Below are 25705 nucleotides of genomic sequence, written 5' to 3'. Positions count from 1 at the left end.
TATCGATTGCAATGCTTGCGCCTTTATTCTGTGGCGTGAATACTTTCGGTAATGACAGTTTTATGATGCCAGACCTACAAAACACTCAAAGAGGAACGGTTTGAATATAGACACGCGTGAAATTAGCCTTGAGCCTGCAGACAACGCTCGCCTGCTGAGCCTGTGCGGGCCGTTTGATGACAACATCAAACAACTGGAGCGACGTCTGGGTATCGAAATCAATCGTCGCGATAACCATTTCAAACTCACCGGACGCACTATTTGCGTCAATGCGGCTGCGGACATTCTGCGCAGTCTGTATGTCGATACCGCCCCGATGCGCGGCCAGACTCAGGATATCGAGCCAGAACAGATCCACCTCGCCATTAAAGAGGCACGTGTGCTTGAGCAGAGCGCTGAAAGCGTGCCTGACTATGGCAAGGCGATTAACATCAAGACCAAGCGTGGCGTGATTAAACCGCGTACGCCAAACCAGGCGCAGTACATCGCGAATATCCTCGACCATGACATCACCTTCGGCGTGGGTCCGGCCGGTACAGGGAAAACCTATCTGGCGGTCGCCGCGGCAGTGGATGCGCTGGAGCGTCAGGATATCCGTCGTATTCTGCTGACCCGTCCGGCAGTTGAAGCGGGCGAGAAACTGGGCTTTCTGCCAGGTGACCTGAGCCAGAAAGTCGACCCGTACCTGCGCCCGCTGTACGACGCGCTGTTCGAAATGCTCGGCTTTGAGAAAGTTGAAAAACTGATCGAGCGTAACGTTATCGAAGTGGCTCCCCTCGCTTACATGCGTGGCCGTACCCTCAATGATGCCTTCATCATTCTGGATGAGAGCCAGAACACTACCATCGAACAGATGAAGATGTTCCTGACGCGTATCGGCTTTAATTCAAAAGCCGTTATCACCGGCGACGTGACCCAGATTGACCTGCCGCGCAGCACCAAATCCGGCCTGCGTCACGCCATCGAAGTGCTGGCCGAAGTGGACGAAATCAGTTTCAACTTCTTCCACAGCGAAGACGTGGTACGTCACCCGGTGGTGGCGCGCATCGTCAACGCCTATGAAGCGTGGGAAGAAGCAGAGCAGAAGCGAAAGGCCGAACTGGCCGCAGAACGTAAGCGCGAAGCGCAGGAGCAAGAACAAAAATGAGTCAGGTGATCCTCGATTTACAGCTGGCCTGTGAAGATAATTCTGGAATGCCGGAAGAGGCGCAATTTCAGAAATGGCTGGATGCGGTCATCCCCCAGTTTCAGGAAGAATCAGAAGTCACGATTCGTTTGGTGGATGAAGCGGAAAGCCATGAGCTTAATCTGACCTACCGCGGTAAAGATAAGCCTACCAACGTGCTCTCTTTCCCGTTTGAAGCCCCGCCGGGTATCGAGATGCCGCTACTGGGTGATTTGATCATCTGCCGTCAGGTGGTAGAGCAGGAAGCCAAAGAGCAGCAAAAACCGCTTGAGGCCCACTGGGCACATATGGTCGTACACGGCAGCCTGCATTTGCTGGGCTACGATCATATTGAAGATGACGAAGCGGAAGAGATGGAGTCCCTCGAGACAGAGATAATGCTTGCTCTGGGCTATGAGGATCCGTACATTGCCGAGAAAGAATAGTCAGTCAACAGACCGGCTAACATGCCGCCGCGTAAGGATATCGCGCGGCGGTAAACGTTGAACTTACAAGAGAACCCTTAACAAACGCCATGAGCGACGACAATTCACACAGTAGCGACACGACAACCAGTAAAAAGGGATTTTTCTCCCTCATTCTGAACCAGCTTTTCCACGGCGAACCGAAAAACCGTGATGAGTTGCTGGAGCTGATTCGTGATTCCGGGCAAAACGACCTTATCGACGAAGATACGCGCGAAATGCTCGAAGGGGTCATGGACATCGCCGACCAGCGCGTCCGCGACATCATGATCCCCCGCTCGCAGATGATCACCCTGAAACGCAACCAAACGCTCGACGAGTGCCTCGATGTCATTATCGAGTCTGCCCACTCGCGTTTCCCGGTTATCAGCGAAGATAAAGATCACATCGAAGGGATTTTGATGGCGAAAGATCTGCTGCCGTTTATGCGCAGCGATGCCGAAGCCTTCAGTATGGAAAAAGTGTTACGTCAGGCCGTGGTTGTGCCGGAAAGCAAGCGTGTGGATCGGATGCTGAAAGAATTCCGCTCTCTACGCTACCACATGGCGATTGTTATTGATGAATTCGGCGGCGTGTCAGGTCTGGTCACGATCGAAGATATTCTTGAGCTGATCGTGGGCGAAATCGAAGACGAGTACGACGAAGAAGAAGATATCGACTTCCGTCAGCTCAGCCGCCACACCTGGACCGTGCGCGCGCTGGCCTCGATTGAAGACTTCAACGACGCCTTCGGTACGCACTTCAGCGATGAAGAGGTCGATACCATTGGCGGTCTGGTGATGCAGGCCTTTGGGCACCTTCCGGCACGCGGAGAAACCGTTGACATCGACGGTTACCAATTCAAAGTCGCGATGGCCGACAGCCGACGTATTATTCAGGTTCATGTCAGAACGCCGGATGATTCACCGGTGCCAAAACTGGAAGATTAATCTAAATGGCATTTGCCCCATTACTTGAACGCCAGCGCGTCCGACTGCTGCTGGCGCTGTTACTCGGAGCCAGCGGTACGCTGGCTTTTTCTCCTTACGATATCTGGCCTGCCGCCATACTCTCCCTGATGGGGCTACAGGGGTTAACCCTGAACCGTCGTCCTGTGCAGGCCGCAGCAATTGGCTACTTCTGGGGGTTGGGGCTATTTGGTTCCGGCATTAACTGGGTCTATGTCAGCATCGCGCAGTTTGGCGGGATGCCGGGCCCGGTAAACGTCTTCCTGGTTGTGCTGCTTGCCGCCTATCTCTCACTCTACACCGGTCTGTTCGCAGGCATCCTTTCTCGCCTGTGGCCAAAAACGACCTGGCTTCGCGTCGCTATCGCAGCACCGGTTGTCTGGCAGATCACGGAGTTCCTGCGCGGGTGGGTATTAACCGGCTTCCCGTGGTTGCAGTTCGGATACAGCCAGATTGATGGTCCGTTAAAAGGGCTGGCCCCGGTAATGGGCGTAGAGGCGATTAACTTCCTGTTGATGGTGGTCAGTGGCCTGCTGGTGCTTGCGCTTATGATGCGCAGCTGGAAACCGCTGGTTACGGCACTGGTCCTGTTCGCCCTGCCCTTCCCGCTGCGTTACATCCAGTGGTTTACCCTGGAGCCCGCACGGGCAACGCAGGTATCGATGGTGCAAGGCGATATCCCGCAGGCAATGAAGTGGGACGAAAAGCAGCTTATCAACACGCTGAAAATCTATGCCGGCGCGACCGAGCAGGTGATGGGAAAATCACAGCTGATTATCTGGCCGGAATCCGCCATTCCTGACCTCGAAATCAATCAGCAACCGTTCCTGAGCATGATGGATAATTTGCTGCGTGCGCGTGGCAGTACGCTGATCACCGGGATTGTCGATGCGCGTCTGAATCCGCAGAACCGTTATGACACGTACAATACGATAATCACGCTCGGCAAAGACAGCGAATACAGCTATAACTCCACCGATCGGTATAACAAGAATCACCTGGTCCCCTTCGGCGAATTTGTTCCACTGGAATCGATTCTGCGTCCACTGGCGCCGTTCTTTGATTTGCCGATGTCCTCTTTTAGCCGTGGTCCATACGTTCAACCTCAGCTGCACGCGCACGGTTTTGCGTTGACGGCCGCCATTTGCTACGAAATTATCCTCGGTGAGCAGGTGCGCGATAACTTCCGCCCGGATACCGACTATCTGCTGACCATCTCTAACGATGCGTGGTTTGGGAAATCGATTGGCCCGTGGCAACACTTCCAGATGGCGCGTATGCGCTCCCTGGAGCTGGCGCGTCCGCTGCTGCGTAGCACCAATAACGGCATTACTGCCGTGATTGGCCCGCAGGGCGAAATTCAGGCCATGCTTCCGCAGTTCACCCGCGACGTGTTGACCACCAAGGTCACGCCGACAACCGGGTTGACGCCATATGCCCGTACCGGCAACTGGCCGCTGTGGATCCTGACCGCGCTGTTTGGTTTCGGTGCCGTGCTGATGAGCCTTCGTCAGCGTCGCAGATAATCCTTCCTCCTCCTGCCGGGTGGCGCTGACGTTTACCCGGCCTGTTTTCCCATGTTCGACAATTCCTCCAAACTCCCACTTTGGCACGTCTATTGCTTTGTATATTAACGCAAACGCAATTTGGCTTAACGTGCAACCTGGTCGCACCAGCGTAGATCACCGGTAGCACCAAAACGGTGCAACGGGAGATTTTTGCCTCTGAATGGTGCGGCGCGCTTCGCAAAAATAAACAATAACGCAGCAAAATCTTTACATTAAGCCAAACTAAATGTTAACAAGCTTGCATAACACTGCACTCGCATAGCGCGAGATATAACAACATCACAATGGGTATCAATGCGTCACTGGCGCTGATAAAAAAGGAGTTGGGTATGCAATTACGTAAACTGGCCACAGCAATGCTGGTTATGGGGATGTCCGCAAGCGTTGTACACGCTGAAGACGCTCCGGCTGCCGGGAGCACTCTCGACAAGATTGCCAAAAACGGCGTGATCGTGGTCGGCCACCGTGAATCTTCTGTCCCGTTCTCTTACTACGACAACACGCAAAAAGTCGTGGGCTATTCACAGGATTACTCCAACGCCATCGTTGAAGCCGTGAAGAAAAAGCTGAACAAGCCTGATCTACAGGTGAAGTTGATTCCTATCACCTCGCAGAACCGTATTCCTCTGCTGCAAAACGGCACCTTCGATTTTGAGTGCGGCTCAACCACTAACAACCTTGAGCGCCAGAAACAGGCTGCGTTCTCTGACACCATCTTCGTGGTAGGTACCCGCCTGCTGACCAAGAAAGGCGGCGAGATTAAAGATTTTGCTGACCTGAAAGGCAAAGCGGTTGTGGTGACATCCGGTACCACTTCTGAAGTTCTGCTGCACAAGCTGAATGACGAGAAGAAAATGGATATGCGTATCATCAGTGCGAAAGACCACGGCGACTCTTTCCGTACACTGGAAAGCGGCCGTGCTGTGGCATTCATGATGGATGACGCACTGCTGGCAGGTGAGCGTGCTAAAGCGAAGAAACCAGACAACTGGGAAATCGTAGGCACTGCGCAATCCAAAGAAGCTTACGGCTGTATGCTGCGTAAAGACGACGCTGAGTTCAAAAAACTGATCGATGACACCATCGCTCAAACGCAGACTTCCGGCGAAGCGGAAAAATGGTTCGACAAGTGGTTCAAGAATCCAATTCCACCAAAAAATCTCAACATGAACTTTGAACTGTCTGACGACATGAAAGCGCTGTTCAAATCACCAAACGACAAGGCTCTTAACTAATTAGAACAACAGGGGCAGGACCTCCTGCCCTCTCGATTGTCGGGAAGCACGGACAGACTATACGTTGAGTGGTCGTTCCCCACTCAGCGCGAAAATTAGCTTCTCACCAATCTTCGAGGGTAGCGCTGCTACCCTTTTTTTTCTGGAGTTTATTATGTCAATCGACTGGAACTGGGGCATTTTTCTGCAACAAGCCCCGTTCGGCAACACCACCTATCTTGGCTGGTTATGGAGCGGTTTTCAGGTCACTGTGGCTTTATCCATAACGGCATGGATAATCGCGTTTCTTGTCGGCTCGCTGTTCGGTATTTTGCGTACCGTCCCTAACCGCTTTCTTTCAACGCTCGGCACCCTGTATGTGGAACTGTTCCGTAACGTTCCTCTGATAGTGCAATTCTTTACCTGGTATCTGGTTGTTCCTGAACTGCTGCCTGAAAATATTGGCATGTGGTTTAAGTCAGAACTGGATCCGAACATTCAGTTCTTTGTCTCCTCCATGCTATGTCTGGGGCTGTTTACCGCTGCCCGCGTGTGCGAGCAGGTACGTGCTGCCATTCAATCCCTGCCGCGCGGACAAAAAAATGCCGGTCTGGCGATGGGCCTGACACTACCGCAAACCTACCGTTATGTGCTGCTGCCTAACGCATACCGCGTGATCGTTCCGCCGATGACCTCAGAGATGATGAACCTGGTGAAAAACTCGGCCATCGCCTCCACTATCGGTCTGGTGGATATGGCGGCACAGGCGGGCAAACTGCTGGATTACTCCGCCCATGCGTGGGAATCCTTCACCGCGATAACGCTCGCCTATGTTCTGATTAACACTGTCATCATGCTGGTGATGAACCTGGTTGAACGCAAAATTCGCCTGCCGGGCAATCTGGGGGGCAAATAATGTACGAATTTGACTGGAGTTCCATTGTTCCATCCATGCCGTATCTGCTTGATGGCCTGGTGATTACGTTAAAGATCACAGTTATTGCCATCATCATCGGTATCGTCTGGGGCACCCTGCTTGCGGTGATGCGCCTGTCGAGCTTTAAGCCGTTCGCCTGGTTTGCCACCGCCTACGTTAACGTCTTCCGCTCCATTCCATTGGTGATGGTGTTGTTGTGGTTTTATCTGATTGTTCCAGGCTTCTTGCAGAACGTACTGGGGCTGTCACCGAAAACCGACATCCGCCTGATCTCGGCGATGGTGGCATTCTCCATGTTTGAGGCCGCTTATTACTCAGAGATTATCCGTGCGGGTATTCAGAGTATTTCGCGTGGGCAATCCAGTGCCGCACTGGCGCTGGGGATGACTCACTGGCAGTCGATGCAGCTCATCATTCTGCCGCAGGCGTTTCGCGCCATGGTTCCACTCCTGCTGACTCAGGGCATCGTGCTGTTCCAGGATACCTCTCTGGTATACGTACTAAGCCTGGCAGACTTCTTCCGTACCGCTTCCACCATCGGTGAGCGTGATGGTACGCAGGTCGAGATGGTCCTCTTCGCAGGTGGGGTCTATTTTGTGATTAGTTTAAGCGCGTCGCTGTTGGTCAGCTGGCTGAAGAAAAGGACTGTATAATGATTTCCCTGAAAAATGTTTCTAAATGGTATGGGCACTTTCAGGTGCTGACCGACTGCTCCACCGAAGTGAAAAAAGGCGATGTGGTGGTGGTGTGCGGGCCGTCCGGTTCCGGCAAATCCACGCTGATTAAAACCGTCAATGGCCTGGAGCCGGTGCAGCAAGGCGAGATCCTCGTTAACGGCACCAAAGTGAATGACAAGAAAACCAACCTTGCCCAGCTGCGCTCCCACGTCGGGATGGTATTCCAGCATTTTGAGTTGTTCCCGCATCTCTCCATTATCGAAAACCTGACCCTGGCGCAGGTAAAAGTGCTTAAGCGCGATAAAAAACTCGCACGCGAAAAAGGGCTGAAGTTACTGGAACGTGTGGGGCTTTCCGCTCACGCCGATAAATTCCCGGCGCAGCTCTCCGGCGGCCAGCAGCAGCGTGTAGCGATCGCCCGCGCGCTGTGTATGGACCCGGTAGCCATGCTTTTTGACGAACCTACCTCTGCACTCGATCCTGAAATGATCAACGAAGTGCTGGATGTCATGGTTGAACTGGCGCACGAAGGGATGACCATGATGGTGGTAACGCACGAAATGGGCTTCGCCCGTAAAGTGGCCAACCGCGTGATCTTTATGGATGAAGGCAAGATCGTTGAAGACTCCCCAAAAGAAGAGTTCTTCGCGAACCCGAAATCTGAGCGCGCAAAAGACTTCCTCGCCAAAATTCTGCATTAATCTTCTCAGTGCGCAATCTGCGGATTGCGCACTGCTTCACGCTTTACATCTCTTCTTCTCGTCGGCCTCACATTGCAGCGTTACCCTTGTCACAAAATAACGCTAAAAATGGAGAACTCTATGGCACTGCCAATCATTCTCGATTGCGATCCAGGTCATGATGACGCGATCGCCCTCGTCCTTGCTCTTGCCTCCCCTGAACTGGACTTAAAAGCTGTCACCTCGTCGGCCGGAAACCAGACCCCGGATAAAACCCTGTGTAACGTGCTGCGGATGCTCACGCTGTTAAAACGCACGGATATTCCAGTGGCAGGCGGTGCAGTTAAGCCGCTGATGCGCGAGTTGATCATTGCCGACAATGTGCACGGTGAATCAGGGCTTGACGGCCCGGTACTGCCAGAACCAGGATTTGCACCGCAAAACTGCACGGCCGTTGAGCTGATGGCAAAGGTGCTGCGTGAAAGTGCTGAACCCGTCACGCTGGTGGCAACCGGCCCGCAAACCAACGTCGCGCTGCTCTTAAACGGTCACCCGGAACTGCATAAGAAAATCTCCCGCATTGTGATTATGGGAGGTGCGATGGGGCTTGGTAACTGGACGCCTGCGGCGGAGTTCAACATCTTTGTCGACCCGGAAGCAGCGGAGATTGTCTTCCAGTCGGGTTTACCGATTGTGATGGCGGGGCTGGACGTTACCCACCGGGCGCAGATTATGGCTGACGACATTGAGCGCTTCCGTGCGGTGGGTAATCCGGTCGCGATAACCGTGGCCGGGCTGCTTGATTTCTTTATGGAGTATCACAAAGCCGAGAAATGGGGATTCCACGGCGCTCCGTTGCATGACCCCTGCACGATCGCCTGGCTGTTAAAACCGGAGATGTTTACCACGGTGGACAGGTGGGTTGGCGTTGAGACGCAGGGGAAATATACCCAGGGCATGACGGTGGTGGACTACTACTCGCTGACGGGGAATAAACCGAATACAACGGTAATGGTGGATATCGATCGGCAGGCATTTGTGGATTTGCTGGCGGAGAGATTGGCTTACTACTGTGCGACCTGATGCCCTCACCCCAACCCTCTCCCACGGGGAGAGGGAGCAGACACTAAAAACGGCAACATAGTTGCCGTTTTGCTTTTACCTAGGGCTCAAACGGGCGGCGCTGGAACTGATCGTGCCCGCATTTTGGGCAACGCGGCAGCACATCAGGTGTATAAACCGCAATGTGGTGATGGCACTTCTCACACACCAGATTTCCCAGTCCCACCACTTCACCACTGTGATATACACCATGGTGGTTGAGATCCTGAAACACCTCACGCCACTCCAGCTGTGTTTTGTCAGTGATATCGACCAGTTCCTGCCACAGACTCTCTTTAATCACGCGCATAAAAACGCTGTCTGTGATTTCGTCCTGGCTCTCTTCGTAGCTGCGCGCAAACTCTTCCAGATCGCGCCGCACAGCACGTGTTACCTCATCCACTTCCGTTCGTGTTAACTCACCCGTTTGCATCACTCTCACTCGCGCCTGTTCAACCAGCGCATCAATATCTCTTTCACCATTACGCAGGCGTTCCGTGAGTGTGGCAACCAGTTCGCGGTAAAATTGAGCAACCTTGTTCATCATTTTGCCTCCCGGGTAAGTAACTATCTCTAATAGTAGACCTTATTTCATCGCCGCTTTGCCAGGTACAGCACAGACCCGGTAAATTCCTGCAAAGCGCATTTGCGTGAAAGGCTGTTTTGACGCGGGCGTTTGGGCTATGCTATGCGGATCTGAGATACCACATCCATTGGCTACATTTGTAGCTGTATTGAAAACAGGACCACTGGCTGCCATGCAAGAGCAATACCGCCCGGAAGAGATAGAATCTAAAGTCCAGCAACACTGGGACGAGAAGCGCACTTTTGAAGTCACCGAAGACGAGAGCAAAGAGAAGTATTACTGCCTGTCGATGCTTCCCTATCCTTCTGGCCGACTACACATGGGCCACGTGCGTAACTACACCATCGGTGATGTGATTGCGCGTTACCAGCGCATGTTGGGTAAAAACGTTCTGCAACCTATCGGCTGGGATGCATTCGGCCTGCCTGCTGAAGGTGCTGCGGTCAAAAACAACACCGCGCCAGCACCGTGGACCTACGACAACATCGCTTACATGAAAAACCAGCTCAAAATGCTGGGCTTTGGTTACGACTGGAGCCGCGAGCTGGCAACCTGCACCCCGGAGTACTACCGCTGGGAGCAAAAATTCTTCACCGAGCTGTACAAAAAAGGCCTGGTGTACAAGAAGACCTCTGCCGTTAACTGGTGTCCGAACGACCAGACCGTTCTGGCGAACGAACAGGTTATCGATGGCTGCTGCTGGCGTTGTGACACCAAAGTTGAGCGTAAAGAGATCCCGCAGTGGTTTATCAAAATCACCGCCTACGCTGACGAACTGCTGAATGACCTGGATAATCTGGATCACTGGCCAGATACCGTTAAAACCATGCAGCGTAACTGGATCGGTCGTTCTGAAGGCGTGGAAATCACCTTCAACGTTGAAAACTACGATCAGACGCTGACCGTCTACACCACTCGCCCGGATACCTTCATGGGCGCGACCTACCTGGCGGTTGCCGCAGGTCACCCTCTGGCGCAGAAAGCCGCCGAAAACAACCCGGTACTGGCTACCTTCATCGACGAATGCCGCACAACTAAAGTGGCCGAAGCCGACATGGCAACGATGGAGAAAAAAGGCGTCGATACTGGCTTTAAAGCGATTCACCCACTGACTGGCGAAGCTATCCCAGTCTGGGCGGCAAACTTCGTTCTGATGGAATACGGCACAGGTGCAGTGATGGCCGTTCCGGGCCACGATCAGCGCGACTACGAGTTTGCATCCAAATACGGTCTGTCCATCAAGCCTGTCATTCTGGCGGCTGACGGTTCTGAACCTGATCTGTCCGCACAAGCACTGACCGAAAAAGGCACCCTGTTTAACTCTGGCGAATTCAGCGGCCTGAGTTTTGAAGACGGCTTCAACGCTATTGCCGACAAACTGACGGCGAAGGGTGTTGGCGAGCGTAAAGTGAACTTCCGTCTGCGTGACTGGGGCGTTTCCCGTCAGCGTTACTGGGGTGCGCCAATCCCAATGGTCACTCTGGAGGATGGTACCGTGCTGCCAACGCCAGAAGATCAACTGCCGGTTATTCTGCCGGAAGATGTGGTCATGGACGGCATCACCAGCCCGATCAAAGCCGATCCTGAGTGGGCGAAGACCACCGTGAACGGCCAGCCTGCGCTGCGTGAAACCGACACCTTTGACACCTTCATGGAGTCTTCCTGGTATTATGCGCGCTACACCTGCCCGCAGTATCAGGACGGGATGCTGGATTCGAAAGCTGCTAACTACTGGCTGCCGGTTGATATCTACATCGGTGGTATTGAACACGCTATCATGCACCTGCTCTACTTCCGCTTCTTCCATAAGTTGATGCGTGATGCAGGCCTTGTGAACTCTGATGAACCAGCAAAACAGCTGCTGTGTCAGGGCATGGTATTGGCTGATGCCTTCTACTATGTTGGCGTGAACGGCGAGCGCAACTGGGTTTCTCCGGTTGATGCCATCGTTGAGCGCGACGAGAAAGGCCGCATCGTGAAGGCGAAAGACGCCGAAGGTCATGAACTGGTTTATACCGGCATGAGCAAGATGTCCAAGTCCAAAAACAACGGCATCGACCCGCAGGTGATGGTTGAGCGTTACGGCGCAGACACCGTTCGTCTGTTCATGATGTTCGCATCCCCTGCGGATATGACCCTGGAATGGCAGGAATCTGGCGTAGAAGGTGCTAACCGCTTCCTGAAACGTGTCTGGAAACTGGTTTACGAGCACACCTCTCAGGGCGATGCACCTGCGCTGAACGCGGCGGCACTGAGCGACGATCAGCAGGCGCTGCGCCGTGATGTTCATAAAACTATTGCCAAAGTGACCGATGATATTGGTCGTCGTCAGACCTTCAACACCGCAATTGCGGCTATTATGGAACTGATGAACAAGCTGGCGAAAGCGCCACAGGAAGGCGAGCAGGATCGCGCGTTGATGCGTGAAGCGCTGCTGGCCGTCGTGCGGATGCTGAACCCGTTCACACCACACGCAAGCTTCACGCTGTGGCATGAACTGAAAGGCGAAGGCGATATCGACAACGCGCCGTGGCCGGTTGCCGACGAATCAGCCATGGTGGAAAACACTACGCTTGTGGTGGTGCAGGTAAACGGCAAAGTACGCGGTAAAATTACCGTTGCTGTTGATGCGACCGAAGAACAGGTTCGCGAGCGCGCGGGTCAGGAACATCTGGTTGCGAAGTATCTTGAGGGCGTTACCGTACGTAAGGTTATCTACGTACCAGGTAAACTGCTGAATCTGGTCGTTGGCTAAGCGCGGGAGGAAACGTGCGACAACTGGCAACAATACTCTTATCTCTGGCGGTGCTTGTCACCGCTGGTTGTGGCTGGCACCTGCGCAATACCACGGCAGTGCCTGCCCAGATGAAAACCATGATCTTCGATTCATCGGATCCAAACGGTCCGCTTAGCCGGGCAATTCGTAGCCAGCTGCGCCTGAACGGTGTTGAGCTTATCGAGAAAGGAACGCTGCGCCAGGATGTACCGTCTCTTCGTGTTCTGGGTATGACCCTGAGCAAAGACACGGCGTCTATCTTCCAGGACGGCCGTACCGCTGAGTACCAAATGGTGATGTCGGTAAACGCTGCTGTACTGATCCCGGGTAAAGACATTTATCCAATCAGCACGAAGGTCTACCGTTCGTTCTTTGATAACCCACAAACTGCGCTGGCAAAAGACGCCGAGCAGCAAATTATCATTAACGAAATGTACGACAAAGCAGCAGAACAGCTGATCCGTAAACTGCCTAGCATTGAGGCAACTTCTAAAGAAGGTGCTGATATCATCGATAAACCGGATGCCAATGCGCTGCCGGTTTCTACCTCGATGGGTAACTGATGATCAGGTTGTATCCTGAACAACTCCGCGCGCAGCTCAATGAAGGGCTGCGCGCGGCGTATCTGCTGCTCGGAAACGATCCGTTATTGCTTCAGGAAAGTCTTGATGCCGTCAAACAGACTGCGGCGGTGCAGGGCTTTGATGAACACCACACCTTCCAGCTTGATAACAACACAGACTGGAATGCCCTCTTCTCGCTTTGCCAGGCGATGAGCCTGTTCGCATCGCGCCAGACGATTCAGATCCTGCTGCCAGACAATGGTCCTAACGCGGCCATCAATGAACAACTGGCGACGCTGGTGAGTTTGTTACACAACGATCTGCTGCTGATTGTACGCGGCAATAAGCTGACCAAAGCTCAGGAAAACGCGGCATGGTTTACCCAACTCGCGGCGCACTCTGTGCTGATCACCTGTCAGACACCCGAACAGGCACATCTGCCGAAATGGGTTGCCGCGCGGGCAAAACAGCACAATCTCCAGCTGGATGATGCAGCCAATCAGCTGCTTTGCTACTGCTACGAGGGTAACCTGCTGGCACTGGCGCAGGCGCTGGACAGACTTTCCTTGCTGTGGCCAGATGGCAAACTTACGCTGCCGCGCGTTGAGCAGGCGGTGAATGATGCCGCGCACTTTACCCCTTTCCACTGGGTTGATGCTCTGCTGTCGGCAAAGAGTAAACGCGCCCTGCATATTTTGCAGCAGCTGCGTCTTGAAGGCAGTGAGCCGGTTATCCTGCTGCGGACGGTTCAGCGCGAGCTGCTACTGCTGACCAACCTGAAACGTCAATCTGCACATACGCCGCTGCGCTCCCTGTTCGACAAGCATCGCGTGTGGCAAAACCGCCGCGCCATGACCACTGAGGCGGTAAACCGCCTCAGTCATGAACAGCTTCGCCAGGCCGTGCAATTGCTGATGCGTGCCGAATTGACGCTAAAACAGGATTATGGCCAGTCGGTCTGGGCTGAGCTGGAAAGCCTTTCTCTGCTGCTTTGCCACAAGGCGCTGGCAGACGTTTTTATCGATGGATAATATGCATTCTCTTCAGGCACTGTATGGCGGCACCTTCGACCCGGTTCATTACGGGCATCTGAAACCGGTGGAAATACTGGCGAATCAGATAGGCTTGCAACGCGTGATAATCATGCCAAATAACGTTCCGCCACATCGCCCTCAGCCTGAAGCCACAAGCGAACAACGCAAAGAAATGCTGGCGCTGGCAATAGAGGATAAGCCGCTGTTTACGCTTGATGAACGGGAATTGCGCCGCGACACCCCCTCCTGGACATCCGAAACCTTGCAGGAATGGCGCGTCGAAAAAGGGCCGCATCAGCCCCTGGCGTTTATTATTGGACAGGATTCTCTGCTCAATTTCCCCAGCTGGCATAAGTACGAAACCATTCTGGAAAACAGTCATTTGCTGGTTTGCCGCCGTCCGGGTTATCCGCTGACCATGCGGGAAGAACAGCATCAGCAGTGGCTGGAAGCACACCTGACAGACAATGTGGAAGATCTCCATAATCAGCCTGCCGGGAAGATTTATCTGGCAGAAACACCCTGGTTTGATATTTCGGCTACTATCATCCGCGAACGCCTGCAACAAGGGCTTGCCTGTGATGACCTGCTGCCAACGGCTGTACTGGCATATATTCACCAGCATGGGCTGTATCAGAAAAGCACCGAAGAATAAGCATGATGCACGAAAAACCCTGTTATTCGCTATCCTGCCTTGACAGGCCTGACCATGCTGATATTCTCCGCTGCCAGACTTTCCCGCCGATCATTGCTTTACAGAAATTGTTTTACAAAAATGGCGATGCAATCTCAGGCGGAGGGTGGGATGATACCCGCCTTCAAAAGCCCGGCCGGTGACATTTGTCCCGACACAGGCGTCAGTTCAGGTATACTGTCTGGCCACGAATTCATAGTTGCACAATCTCACTCTCCCAGGGGGAAAACTTGCAGGGTAAAGCACTCCAGGATTTTGTTATCGACAAAATTGATGACCTGAAAGGTCAGGACATCATCACTATCGACGTTAAGGGTAAATCCAGCATCACCGACTGCATGATTATCTGCACCGGTACGTCTACTCGTCATGTGGTTTCGATTGCTGATCACGTTGTTCAGGAATCGCGCGCAGCAGGGCTGTTGCCGCTTGGCGTTGAAGGTGAAGCCACCGCTGACTGGGTAGTTGTCGACCTCGGTGATGTTATTGTCCATGTTATGCAGGATGAGAGCCGTCGCCTGTATGAGCTGGAAAAACTCTGGGGTTAATGCGTGAAGTTGCAGCTAGTAGCCGTCGGCACAAAAATGCCAGACTGGGTACAAACGGGTTTTACTGAATATCTGCGTCGTTTCCCGAAAGACATGCCGTTCGAACTGGTGGAGATCCCAGCAGGAAAGCGCGGCAAGAACGCTGATATCAAACGTATTCTCGAGAAAGAGGGCGAACTGATGCTGGCTGCCGCAGGCAAAAACCGCATCGTCACCCTCGATATTCCAGGTAAACCCTGGGATACGCCGCAACTGGCGCACGAGCTGGAGCGCTGGAAGCAGGATGGTCGTGACGTCAGTCTGTTGATTGGCGGGCCAGAAGGGTTATCCCCTGCCTGTAAAGCGGCAGCAGAACAAAGTTGGTCTCTCTCCGCGCTGACGCTTCCCCACCCGCTCGTACGGGTACTGGTGGCAGAAAGCCTGTATCGCGCGTGGAGCATTACTACCAACCACCCATATCACCGCGAGTAGTGACTGACCAGGGTAGATTAAGCAGCGGATGAAACTACAGAATTCTTTTCGCGACTATACGGCTGAGTCCGCGCTGTTTGTGCGCCGGGCGCTGGTCGCCTTTACGGGGATTTTGCTGCTTACCGGCGTGCTGATCGCCAACCTTTATAATCTGCAAATTGTCCGCTTTACCGATTACCAGACGCGTTCCAACGAAAACCGTATCAAACTGGTTCCTATCGCCCCGAGCCGCGGCATTATTTACGATCGTAACGGCACGCCACTTGCACTCAACCGCACCATCTACCAAATCGAGATGATGCCTGAGAAAGTGGACAATGTGCAGAATACGCTGGACGCGCTAAAAAGCGTTGTCGATCTTAACGATGACGATATCGCAACCTTCAAAAAAGAGCGCGCGCGTTCACACCGCTTCACCTCCATTCCGGTAAAAACGAACCTGACGGAAGTCCAGGTTGCCCGTTTTGCGGTCAACCAGTACCGCTTCCCCGGTGTTGAAGTTAAAGGCTATAAACGCCGCTTCTACCCGTACGGCTCGGCGCTGACGCACGTTATTGGCTACGTGTCCAAAATTAACGATAAAGACGTCGACAGGCTCGATAAAGACGGCAAGCTGGCAAACTACGCCGCAACGCACGATATCGGTAAGCTGGGGATTGAGCGCTATTACGAAGACGTCCTGCACGGCCAGACCGGTTATGAAGAAGTTGAAGTCAATAACCGTGGTCGCGTGATCCGCCAGTTGAAAGAAGTGCCTCCGCAGGCGGGACACGACGTTTACCTTACGCTCGATCTGAAACTGCAACAATATATCGAAACCCTGCTGGCAGGCAGCCGTGCCGCAGTTGTCGTGACCGACCCTCGCAGTGGCGGCGTCCTGGCGATGGTTTCTATGCCAAGCTACGATCCGAACCTGTTTGTCGACGGGATCTCCAGCAAGGACTACTCTGGCCTGCTGAACGACCCGAACACCCCGCTGGTAAACCGTGCGACCCAGGGTGTTTACCCTCCGGCATCAACGGTTAAACCGTATGTTGCCGTTTCGGCCCTGAGCGCGGGTGTCATTAACCGTAATACCAGCCTGTTTGACCCCGGCTGGTGGCAGTTGCCAGGTTCCGATAAACGCTACCGTGACTGGAAAAAATGGGGCCACGGTCATCTGAACGTCACTAAATCGCTGGAAGAATCGGCGGATACCTTCTTCTATCAGGTCGCCTATGACATGGGTATTGACCGGCTCTCACTGTGGATGAGTAAGTTCGGCTACGGGCATTACACCGGTGTTGACCTGTCAGAAGAGCGTTCTGGCAACATGCCAACCCGTGAGTGGAAGCTGAAGCGCTTTAAAAAACCGTGGTATCAGGGTGATACCATTCCTGTGGGTATCGGCCAGGGCTACTGGACGGCAACGCCGTTGCAGATGAACAAAGCGATGATGATCCTCATCAACGATGGCGTGGTAAAAGTGCCGCACCTGCTCATGAGCACGGTGGAAGACGGTAAGAAAGTGCCGTGGAACCAGCCACATGAAGCGCCGGTTGGGGATATTCACTCTGGTTTCTGGGAGATCGCAAAAGACGGTATGTACGGCGTAGCCAACCGTCCGAACGGTACGGCCCATAAATACTTCGCCGGTGCGCCGTATAAAGTGGCAGCTAAATCAGGTACCGCGCAGGTATTTGGCCTGAAGGCGAACGAAACCTATAACGCGCACCGTATTGCTGAGCGTCTGCGTGACCACAAGCTCATGACGGCGTTTGCCCCTTATGATAACCCGCAGGTTGCGGTGGCAATGATCCTGGAAAACGGCGGAGCAGGCCCGGCTGTTGGTACGATCATGCGCCAAATCCTCGACCATATTATGCTGGGTGACAACAACACTGAACTGCCGACTGAAAACCCGGCATCCGCAGCGACGGAGGACCAATAATCATGACGGATAATCCAAATAAAAAATCGCTGTGGGATAAAATCCACATCGACCCTGCCATGCTGCTGATCCTTCTGGCTCTGCTGTTCTACAGTGCTCTGGTTATCTGGAGCGCCAGCGGCCAGGATATCGGCATGATGGAGCGTAAAGTCGGCCAGATAGCGATGGGTCTGGTGATTATGGTCGTGATGGCGCAAATCCCGCCGCGCGTCTACGAAGGCTGGGCACCCTATCTGTATATTTTCTGTATTATCCTGCTGGTGGCGGTAGATGCCTTCGGTGCGATATCCAAAGGCGCGCAACGCTGGCTGGACCTGGGCATAGTCCGTTTCCAGCCGTCAGAGATAGCGAAAATCGCCGTCCCTCTGATGGTGGCACGCTTTATCAACCGCGACGTCTGCCCGCCTTCATTGAAGAACACCGCCATCGCACTGGCGTTAATCTTCCTGCCAACCTTGCTGGTTGCCGCACAGCCTGACCTCGGGACATCGATTCTTATCGTGCTTTCCGGTCTGTTTGTGCTGTTCCTGTCGGGTCTGAGCTGGCGCCTGATTGGTATCGCAGTGGTCCTGGTCGCGGCCTTCATCCCGATCCTCTGGTTCTTCCTGATGCATGATTACCAGCGCCAGCGCGTGATGATGCTTCTCGACCCGGAAACCGATCCCCTGGGCGCGGGCTATCATATTATTCAGTCGAAGATTGCAATTGGTTCCGGCGGTCTGCGCGGTAAAGGCTGGCTCCACGGCACGCAATCACAGCTTGAGTTCTTACCAGAACGCCACACCGACTTTATCTTTGCGGTTCTGGCGGAAGAGCTGGGGCTGGTTGGCATCTTAATCCTGCTGGCGCTCTACGTGCTGCTTATTATGCGCGGGCTCTGGATTGCGGCGCGCGCGCAAACCACGTTTGGCCGCGTGATGGCCGGCGGGTTGATGTTGATTTTATTCGTTTATGTCTTCGTAAATATTGGTATGGTGAGTGGTATTCTGCCGGTTGTAGGCGTACCGCTACCGCTGGTTAGTTACGGGGGCTCGGCACTGATCGTGTTGATGGCCGGGTTTGGTATCGTGATGTCGATCCATACCCACAGAAAAATGTTGTCCAAAAGCGTATAAAAATAAGGGGATCGCAATGCGTAAGCAGTGGCTGGGTATCTGCATCGCAGCAAGTTTGCTTGCAGCCTGTTCAAGTGATGATGGTCAGCAGCAGGCGACCGTCGCGCCGCCGCAGCCTGCGGTCTGTAACGGCCCGATTGTTGAAATCAGCGGCGCCGATCCAAGTTATGAGCCGCTGAACGCAACAGCAAATCAGGATTATCAGCGCGATGGTAAGAGCTACAAGATTGTGCAAGACCCGTCACGCTTTAGCCAGGCCGGTTTTGCCGCCATCTACGATGCAGAGCCGGGTAGCAACCTGACGGCCTCTGGCGAAACGTTCGATCCCGCGCAGATCACCGCGGCACACCCGACGCTTCCAATCCCAAGCTATGCCCGTATCACGAACCTGGCAAATGGTCGCATGATTGTCGTGCGCATCAACGATCGTGGTCCTTACGGTAACGACCGTGTGATTTCACTGTCTCGCGCTGCCGCTGACCGTCTGAACACGTCTAACAACACCAAGGTGCGTATCGACCCTATCATCGTGGCGCAGGATGGTACGCTGTCTGGCCCGGGTACTGCCTGTACAACCGTTGCCAAACAGACCTATGCCCTTCCTTCACGCCCGGATTTAAGCGGTGGTATGGGTGGCGCGTCTTCTCCGGCAGAGCCTGCTGCACCGCAGGGTGAAGTCCGTGCAATCAGCAATGATACCTTGCAGAGCGATGACAGCACTGGCGCGCCAGTGAAGAGCAGTGGTTTTCTCGGTGCGCCAACAACCTTAGCGTCAGGTGTACTTGAAGGTAGCGAGCCAACACCCGCACCGGTCGTTGCAGCGCCGGTAACGCAACCCGCTGCGGTGACAGCGCCAGTGGCAACACAAAGCGCGGAAGTTGCTGCGCCAGCTGCTGCAAGCGGTGGTTTTGTCGTTCAGGTGGGTGCGGTAAGTGACCAGGCGCGAGCGAAACAGTATCAACAGCGTTTGAGTCAGCAATTCAGCGTTCCTGGGCGTGTTGAGCAAAATGGCGCAGTCTGGCGTATCCAGATGGGGCCGTTTGCCAGCAAATCACAGGCGTCCGCCCTGCAACAACGCCTGCAAAGCGAAGCGCAATTGCAATCGTTTATCGCTGTTGCAAAATAACTCATCGGCGGTATCCGAATTGTCGATTTGTGTAACTAACATTCACAAACTCGCACTGAAAGTCGGATGCCTGCCTGTATAGCATTTGCTATAGTAAGGCACTTTTTTTAATTCCATCACGGATGTCGTAGTTCTGACCATGAAGACCACTTTTTCTGCTCGTTTTGTGCAGCGCATGGCGCTGACCACGGCCCTTTGCGCAGCTGCACTTTCTGCGGCTCACGCCGATGACCTGAATATCAAGACCATGATCCCTGGCGTTCCGCAAATCGACGCGGAATCCTACATCCTGATCGATTACAACTCTGGCAAAGTTCTGGCAGAACAGAATGCCGACGCCCGTCGCGATCCCGCCAGTCTGACCAAAATGATGACCAGCTACGTTATCGGTCAGGCCATGAAAGCCGGTAAGTTCAAAGAAAGCGATCTGGTGACTATCGGTAACGATGCCTGGGCGACCGGCAACCCGGTGTTTAAAGGTTCATCCCTGATGTTCCTTAAACCTGGAATGCAGGTTCCTGTATCTCAGCTGATTCGTGGTATCAACCTGCAATCCGGTAACGATGCCTGTGTGGCAATGGCCGACTTTGCTGCCGGTAGCCAGGACGCGTTTGTTGGCCTGATGAACAGCTACGTGACCGCTCTGGGTCTGCAAAACAGCCACTTCCAGACCGTTCACGGCCTGGATGCTGATGGCCAGTACAGCTCCGCACGTGATATGGCGCTGATTGGTCAGGCGCTGATTCGCGACGTGCCTAACGAATACTCCATCTATAAAGAAAAAGAGTTTACCTTCAACGGTATCCGCCAGACCAACCGTAACGGTCTGCTGTGGGACAACAGCCTGAACGTAGACGGCATCAAGACTGGTCACACCGATAAAGCGGGTTATAACCTGGTTGCCTCTGCCACTGAAGGCCAGATGCGCCTGATTTCTGCCGTTATGGGTGGTCGCACCTTTAAAGGTCGTGAAACCGAAAGCAAAAAACTGCTGACCTGGGGCTTCCGTTTCTTCGAAACCGTGAACCCACTGAAAGCAGGTAAAGAGTTTGCTTCTGAGCCAGTCTGGTTTGGTGACAACGATCGTGCATCACTGGGCGTGGACAAAGATCTGTATCTGACCATTCCACGCGGCCGCATGAAAGATCTGAAAGCCAGCTACGTGCTGAACAGCACTGAACTCCATGCTCCGCTGCAGAAAAACCAGGTTGTGGGCACCATTAACTTCCAGCTGGATGGCAAAACCATCGATCAGCGCCCACTGGTGGTGTTGCAAGAAATTCCTGAAGGCAATTTCTTCGGCAAAATCATTGATTACATTAAATTGATGTTCCATCACTGGTTTGGATAAAAATTGAACACTTGAAAGTGTGATTTTGATCCCCATATACTAACTATCCTGATAACTCCCACCTGATGTGGGAGTTATTATTTTTTGACGTTACGCCGGAGCTGACATGAAAACCAAACTTAACGAACTGCTTGAATTCCCTACCTCATTTACTTACAAAGTAATGGGGCAGGCGTTGCCTGAGCTGGTTGATCAGGTGGTTGAAGTGGTACAGCGCCATGCGCCGGGCGACTACTCTCCGTCAGTAAAACCAAGCAGCAAGGGCAACTACCACTCGGTTTCTATTACCATCACTGCCACGCATATTGAGCAGGTTGAGACGCTGTACGAAGAGCTCGGCAATATCGAAATTGTTCGTATGGTGCTGTAGTCCCTTTGCGGTTACCCGGTTTGCCGGGTAACCCCTCTCCCCGCTGTGGTATAATCCCCTCATCTTTTCTCCCTGTCTTCGGAGACACAGTTTTGTACCAGGATAAAATTCTTGTCCGCCAACTCGGGCTGCAACCTTACGAGCCTGTCTCCCAGGCCATGCATGACTTCACCGATTCCCGCGATGAAACGACACCTGACGAAATCTGGCTGGTTGAACATCTTCCGGTGTTTACTCAGGGGCAAGCTGGCAAAGCAGAACATCTGCTGACGACCGGTGATATTCCAGTCATTCAGAGCGATCGCGGTGGGCAAGTCACCTATCACGGTCCGGGTCAGCAGGTGATGTATGTTCTTCTGAACCTGAAACGCAGAAAACTTGGCGTTCGTGAACTGGTCACGCTGCTGGAACAAACCGTGGTGAACACACTGGCGGAATACGGTATTGATGCCCATCCCCGGGCCGATGCGCCAGGCGTGTACGTTGGAGAAATGAAGATCTGTTCGCTGGGTCTGCGTATTCGTAAGGGCTGTTCGTTTCACGGGCTGGCGTTAAATATTAATATGGATCTCGCGCCGTTCTTACGTATCAACCCGTGTGGATATGCCGGAATGGAAATGACGCAAATGCGCCAGTGGGTCGAAACAGCCACACCTGATATTATTCGACCGGTGCTGTTGAACAACTTGTTAGCGCTACTTAACAATCCACCCCACGAATATATCCCTGCTTAATATATCATACATGATGGCTTGATTATTTGACGAGCCATCACTTATTTGCCGCTTTTACGCTTTACAATAATCCGCAGATTCTATATTTTCGAAGCGCCTGAACGCACCCGCATATTAGCGCTATAAATTATTTAGCCCACTGCCTGAGCTGATTGAGAGGCTCAAGTAGCTTGCGTGATAATCACACAACTGTTTGTTTTTGATAAACAAGTGACACCTACAAAACACTTTACGAATCTCTACAGGCATAATAAATAATTTCAACTATCATTCATATTGTGAATGAATACGGAGTGAAAGCGTGGAGTATAATAATTTACCAGCCAAACGCCTGAATGAACCCGGTAGTGAAGATAAACCGCAAATTTTTCGGACATTACGTAATATTGATCTCAATTTACTGACTATTTTTGAGGCAGTTTATGTCCACAAGGGTATCGTTAACGCTGCGAAAATTCTTAATCTCACGCCCTCTGCAATTAGCCAGTCAATTCAGAAATTGCGCGCCATATTTCCCGACCCCTTATTTATACGTAAAGGCCAGGGCGTAACGCCCACAGCCTATGCGACTCACCTGCATGAGTACATCAGCCAGGGGCTGGAATCGATTCTGGGCGCGCTGGACCTGACTGGAAGCTATGACAAGCAAAGAACGATTACCATTGGTACATCGCCTTCTGTTGGCGTTCTGGTTATGCCCATCATCTATCAGGCGGTGAAACAACACGCTCCACAACTGCTGCTACGTAATGTTCCCGTCAGTGAGCCTGAAATTCAGCTCGCACAGTTTCAGACTGACCTAATTATCGACAGCAATAATTTTAACGCCAGAGCATTAGGGCAGAATGTTCTCTATGCTGATAGCCTGACGCTGGTATGTCGACAGCATCACCCGGCACTCAGTCAACCACTGACGCTGGAAAACTTACGTGGCTACGAGCATTCATCGTTCATGACCGAAGGGCAAAGCATGAACGTTCTTCGTCAGCGCTTAGACGAGCTTTTCCCGGAACGTCAGGTGAGCTTCAGCAGTTACAATATGTTTACGATGGCATCCCTGATTAGCAGCAGCGACATGCTTTGCGTTATGCCCGCCCGGCTGTACTCTTTACTGTGTAAATGCTGGCCGCTGGAGAGCATCCCCTTACCGCAGCTGAACACTGAATCTGTTGAAATTTCCCTGCATTACAACAAACTCAGCCTGCGCGATCCGGTACTCGAAAACGTCATCAACGTCATCCGCCAGGCCTTCTGACAGGCTCATTCAGAACAAGCCCCTGCCGGGTGCGGGGCAAAAGGCACAAAACAACAACTATTTTACAATTTGGCGACCTGGCAGGCTGCTTTATCGACCGTTTCAATGATATACTGCCTGTCGTTCGTTCAAAAATAGTTGATAAATACAACATTCCCTTGAATTGAAACGCTTTCCTTCGATATTCGCAACTGGAACACGCACGCTATGAGTAAACCCATTGTGATGGAACGCGGTGTTAAATACCGCGATGCCGATAAAATGGCCCTTATCCCGGTTAAAAACGTGGCTACAGAGCGCGAAGCGCTGTTAAGAAAACCGGAATGGATGAAAATCAAACTACCGGCAGACTCTTCGCGTATCCAGGGGATCAAAGCGGCGATGCGTAAAAATGGCCTTCACTCTGTCTGTGAAGAAGCCTCTTGCCCCAACCTTGCTGAATGTTTCAATCACGGCACAGCGACCTTTATGATTCTGGGTGCAATTTGTACCCGCCGCTGTCCGTTCTGCGACGTAGCGCATGGCCGCCCTGTTGCGCCTGACGCTAACGAACCGCAAAAACTGGCTCAGACGATTGCCGACATGGCACTGCGCTATGTGGTGATTACCTCTGTTGACCGTGACGATCTGCGTGATGGCGGCGCTCAGCACTTTGCTGACTGTATCACTGCTATCCGTGAGAAAAGTCCAAACATTAAAATCGAAACGCTGGTACCGGACTTCCGTGGACGCATGGATCGTGCGCTGGATATCCTGACTGCAACACCGCCGGATGTGTTTAACCACAACCTGGAAAACGTACCGCGTATCTACCGTCAGGTTCGCCCTGGTGCAGATTACAACTGGTCCCTGAAGCTGCTGGAGCGTTTTAAAGAAGCGCATCCGCATATCCCGACCAAATCAGGCCTGATGGTTGGCCTCGGTGAAACCAATGCCGAGATCATTGAAGTGATGCGCGATCTGCGTCGTCATGGCGTAACCATGCTGACGCTGGGCCAGTATCTGCAGCCTAGCCGCCATCACCTGCCGGTACAGCGTTATGTTAGCCCGGATGAGTTCGACGAAATGAAAGCTGAAGCAATGGCAATGGGCTTTACCCATGCAGCCTGTGGCCCGTTTGTTCGCTCGTCATACCACGCTGATATGCAGGCGAAAGGCGAAGAAGTTAAATAATATAGAAATATTTATTTACAGTTACGTCATAAAAAAACCGGCCATTGAGCCGGTTTTTTTTCGCAAGCCCTCAGGCATTGCTATTACTCTTTGTGAGAAAGCTTCTCAGCAGGGACGTCATCCTCGGCGCTTTTCTTCGCAGCCGCATCATCGTCATTCATCGCTTTTTTGAAGCCTTTAATTGCTGCACCCAGGTCACCGCCCAGTGTGCGTAACTTCTTGGTACCAAACAGCAGGACGACCAGTGCGGCAACCACCAGCAGTTTGGTAATACTAATCTCACCCATAGATACCTTCTTTACATAAAACAGGCTGCATTCAGCGCCAAAAACCTGATCTTATTAACGGTCATTTGACGCGCGCACACAATAGCAATCTGTAACAAGGTGAATCAAGCATTGTTGAAAAAAACATCAGAATAATTGCGGTGGCGCAAACCGACGATTTTGCAGAACGGGTAACTGCTGGCGCGCAAGAGAAATTCTGGCTGAAAATATCTCGGCCATCAACAACGTCGGTGCTTCCGCAGCTGCAGCGACCGTCACCCCCAGCGGATCAACAACCCGGCTCTGGCCAATATTCTTATTCCCGCACTCCCCGGCAGCCACAATATAACAGGTGGTGTCGAGCGCACGGGCGGCAAGCAGCGTCGCCCAGTGGTGCTCTTTAAGCGGGCCTTTTACCCACGCCGCAGGCAATACCAGCACATCAGCCCCTTTAAGGGCGAGGCTCATCGCCATCTCAGGAAAGCGTACATCGTAGCAGGTCATCAATCCGATGTTCATGCCGTCGATGTTAATCAATGGCGGAATGATGTCTCCAGGGTCAACCAGGCGTGACTCCTGAATGCTGAACGCATCGTAGAGATGTAATTTAGCGTAGCTCGCGATAATCGCACCTTCACGGATCGCCACAAGGGTGTTCACCGCCCTTCCCGGCGAAGACGGAACATGGACCGTCAGAACTGTGGTCAGTTGATTACCCGCACTTTCCTGAAGCAACAGCCGCAAAAAGCCGCCATCCAGCGGCTGAGCTGATTTCACTGACATATCTGGGTCGTTATCATCACGTGCCAGCAGCGCTTCAGGGAGCACCAGCAACAACCCCCCCTTTTGCTGAGCCTGAGCCATCAGGGCCACGCATTTTTGCGCATTCTCTTCCCAGAGTGGCGTTACCGCAAACTGCCCAACCGCAACATACATATT

The 25705-nt window shown here is 53.0% G+C and carries 26 protein-coding genes; 23 read left to right on the top strand and 3 right to left on the bottom strand.

The features are described from left to right. Positions 1-100 precede the first annotated feature (100 nt). From ACT9TW_RS11415 to rihA, 9 genes are all read left to right on the top strand, one after another. Positions 101-1147 carry a PhoH family protein gene (locus ACT9TW_RS11415; protein ID WP_217186159.1) on the top strand — a complete coding sequence of 349 codons (1047 nt, stop codon included), beginning with the start codon at positions 101-103 and terminating at the stop codon, positions 1145-1147. After that, positions 1144-1611, top strand: coding sequence for an rRNA maturation RNase YbeY (ybeY, locus tag ACT9TW_RS11410; protein WP_003858677.1), 468 nt, complete (start codon positions 1144-1146; stop codon positions 1609-1611). The genes ACT9TW_RS11415 and ybeY overlap by 4 nt, the downstream gene beginning before the upstream one ends. An 89-nt stretch (positions 1612-1700) precedes the next feature. Then, positions 1701-2579, top strand: coding sequence for a CNNM family magnesium/cobalt transport protein CorC (gene corC / locus ACT9TW_RS11405; RefSeq protein WP_182060027.1), 879 nt, complete (start codon positions 1701-1703; stop codon positions 2577-2579). A gap of 5 nt (positions 2580-2584) precedes the next feature. Further along, on the top strand, positions 2585-4123 hold the full coding sequence (lnt, locus tag ACT9TW_RS11400; protein WP_446492421.1) for an apolipoprotein N-acyltransferase: 1539 nt from the start codon (positions 2585-2587) through the stop codon (positions 4121-4123). Between the two features lie 371 nt (positions 4124-4494). Further along, positions 4495-5400 carry an amino acid ABC transporter substrate-binding protein gene (locus ACT9TW_RS11395; RefSeq protein WP_182060025.1) on the top strand — a complete coding sequence of 302 codons (906 nt, stop codon included), beginning with the start codon at positions 4495-4497 and terminating at the stop codon, positions 5398-5400. 154 nt (positions 5401-5554) lie between these two features. Beyond that, positions 5555-6295, top strand: coding sequence for an amino acid ABC transporter permease (locus ACT9TW_RS11390; RefSeq protein WP_182060024.1), 741 nt, complete (start codon positions 5555-5557; stop codon positions 6293-6295). Next, a complete protein-coding gene (gltK, locus tag ACT9TW_RS11385; RefSeq protein WP_182060023.1) occupies positions 6295-6969 on the top strand; it encodes a glutamate/aspartate ABC transporter permease GltK in 675 nt (224 codons plus the stop codon). The genes ACT9TW_RS11390 and gltK overlap by 1 nt, the downstream gene beginning before the upstream one ends. Next, positions 6969-7694 carry an amino acid ABC transporter ATP-binding protein gene (locus ACT9TW_RS11380; RefSeq protein ID WP_014069335.1) on the top strand — a complete coding sequence of 242 codons (726 nt, stop codon included), beginning with the start codon at positions 6969-6971 and terminating at the stop codon, positions 7692-7694. Before gltK ends, ACT9TW_RS11380 begins: the two co-directional genes overlap by 1 nt. A gap of 120 nt (positions 7695-7814) precedes the next feature. Next, entirely contained in the window at positions 7815-8756 is a 942-nt protein-coding gene (rihA, locus tag ACT9TW_RS11375; RefSeq protein ID WP_446492420.1) for a pyrimidine-specific ribonucleoside hydrolase RihA, read from the top strand. A 79-nt stretch (positions 8757-8835) separates the two neighbouring features. Here the strand turns inward: rihA and ACT9TW_RS11370 are convergent, their stop codons facing one another. Beyond that, positions 8836-9318 (bottom strand): zinc ribbon-containing protein, encoded by a 483-nt coding sequence (locus tag ACT9TW_RS11370; protein ID WP_041162199.1) that lies wholly within the window; start codon positions 9316-9318, stop codon positions 8836-8838. Positions 9319-9532: 214 nt separating this feature from the next. Between ACT9TW_RS11370 and leuS the strand changes: the two genes are divergently transcribed. The 14 genes from leuS to lipA all read left to right on the top strand — a co-directional run bounded on the left by leuS (position 9533) and on the right by lipA (position 24500). Then, a complete protein-coding gene (gene leuS, locus ACT9TW_RS11365; protein ID WP_182060021.1) occupies positions 9533-12115 on the top strand; it encodes a leucine--tRNA ligase in 2583 nt (860 codons plus the stop codon). A gap of 14 nt (positions 12116-12129) precedes the next feature. After that, positions 12130-12699 carry an LPS assembly lipoprotein LptE gene (gene lptE, locus ACT9TW_RS11360; protein WP_182060020.1) on the top strand — a complete coding sequence of 190 codons (570 nt, stop codon included), beginning with the start codon at positions 12130-12132 and terminating at the stop codon, positions 12697-12699. Next, positions 12699-13730, top strand: a complete 1032-nt coding sequence (holA, locus tag ACT9TW_RS11355) for a DNA polymerase III subunit delta (protein ID WP_182060019.1) — start codon at positions 12699-12701, stop codon at positions 13728-13730. Before lptE ends, holA begins: the two co-directional genes overlap by 1 nt. After that, positions 13723-14388: a nicotinate-nucleotide adenylyltransferase gene (gene nadD / locus ACT9TW_RS11350; protein ID WP_446492419.1), complete on the top strand. Its 666-nt coding sequence runs from the start codon at positions 13723-13725 to the stop codon at positions 14386-14388. Before holA ends, nadD begins: the two co-directional genes overlap by 8 nt. Before the next feature lie 269 nt (positions 14389-14657). After that, entirely contained in the window at positions 14658-14975 is a 318-nt protein-coding gene (gene rsfS, locus ACT9TW_RS11345) for a ribosome silencing factor (protein WP_182060017.1), read from the top strand. 3 nt (positions 14976-14978) lie between these two features. Next, on the top strand, positions 14979-15446 hold the full coding sequence (gene rlmH, locus ACT9TW_RS11340) for a 23S rRNA (pseudouridine(1915)-N(3))-methyltransferase RlmH (protein ID WP_014069327.1): 468 nt from the start codon (positions 14979-14981) through the stop codon (positions 15444-15446). Positions 15447-15474: 28 nt separating this feature from the next. Then, the gene (gene mrdA / locus ACT9TW_RS11335) at positions 15475-17376 is read left to right on the top strand and encodes a peptidoglycan DD-transpeptidase MrdA (RefSeq protein WP_446492418.1); all 1902 of its coding nucleotides are present in this window, start codon (positions 15475-15477) and stop codon (positions 17374-17376) included. Positions 17377-17378: 2 nt separating this feature from the next. Continuing rightward, positions 17379-18491: a peptidoglycan glycosyltransferase MrdB gene (mrdB, locus tag ACT9TW_RS11330; protein ID WP_182060015.1), complete on the top strand. Its 1113-nt coding sequence runs from the start codon at positions 17379-17381 to the stop codon at positions 18489-18491. Positions 18492-18507: 16 nt separating this feature from the next. Continuing rightward, on the top strand, positions 18508-19617 hold the full coding sequence (rlpA, locus tag ACT9TW_RS11325; protein ID WP_446492417.1) for an endolytic peptidoglycan transglycosylase RlpA: 1110 nt from the start codon (positions 18508-18510) through the stop codon (positions 19615-19617). Between the two features lie 139 nt (positions 19618-19756). Continuing rightward, on the top strand, positions 19757-20968 hold the full coding sequence (dacA, locus tag ACT9TW_RS11320) for a D-alanyl-D-alanine carboxypeptidase DacA (RefSeq protein WP_182060013.1): 1212 nt from the start codon (positions 19757-19759) through the stop codon (positions 20966-20968). Between the two features lie 106 nt (positions 20969-21074). Next, complete coding sequence (gene ybeD / locus ACT9TW_RS11315) at positions 21075-21338, top strand: DUF493 family protein YbeD (RefSeq protein WP_182060012.1); 264 nt, start codon at positions 21075-21077, stop codon at positions 21336-21338. 92 nt (positions 21339-21430) lie between these two features. Then, entirely contained in the window at positions 21431-22072 is a 642-nt protein-coding gene (gene lipB, locus ACT9TW_RS11310; RefSeq protein ID WP_182060011.1) for a lipoyl(octanoyl) transferase LipB, read from the top strand. A gap of 301 nt (positions 22073-22373) precedes the next feature. Next, the gene (locus ACT9TW_RS11305) at positions 22374-23327 is read left to right on the top strand and encodes a YbeF family transcriptional regulator (RefSeq protein WP_446492416.1); all 954 of its coding nucleotides are present in this window, start codon (positions 22374-22376) and stop codon (positions 23325-23327) included. Between the two features lie 207 nt (positions 23328-23534). Further along, on the top strand, positions 23535-24500 hold the full coding sequence (lipA, locus tag ACT9TW_RS11300; protein ID WP_006809637.1) for a lipoyl synthase: 966 nt from the start codon (positions 23535-23537) through the stop codon (positions 24498-24500). Positions 24501-24583: 83 nt separating this feature from the next. Here lipA and tatE read toward each other — a convergent pair whose 3' ends face one another. Together tatE and ACT9TW_RS11290 are read right to left on the bottom strand one after the other, a co-directional pair. Then, entirely contained in the window at positions 24584-24787 is a 204-nt protein-coding gene (tatE, locus tag ACT9TW_RS11295; protein ID WP_014069320.1) for a twin-arginine translocase subunit TatE, read from the bottom strand. A gap of 126 nt (positions 24788-24913) precedes the next feature. Further along, the gene (locus ACT9TW_RS11290; protein WP_446492415.1) at positions 24914-25702 is read right to left on the bottom strand and encodes a deaminated glutathione amidase; all 789 of its coding nucleotides are present in this window, start codon (positions 25700-25702) and stop codon (positions 24914-24916) included. Positions 25703-25705 lie beyond the last annotated feature (3 nt).

The sequence above is a fragment of the Enterobacter sp. C4G1 genome (assembly GCF_052886895.1).
Note: the sequence above shows the minus strand (reverse complement) of the source record. Positions and strands in the feature narration are given on the sequence as shown.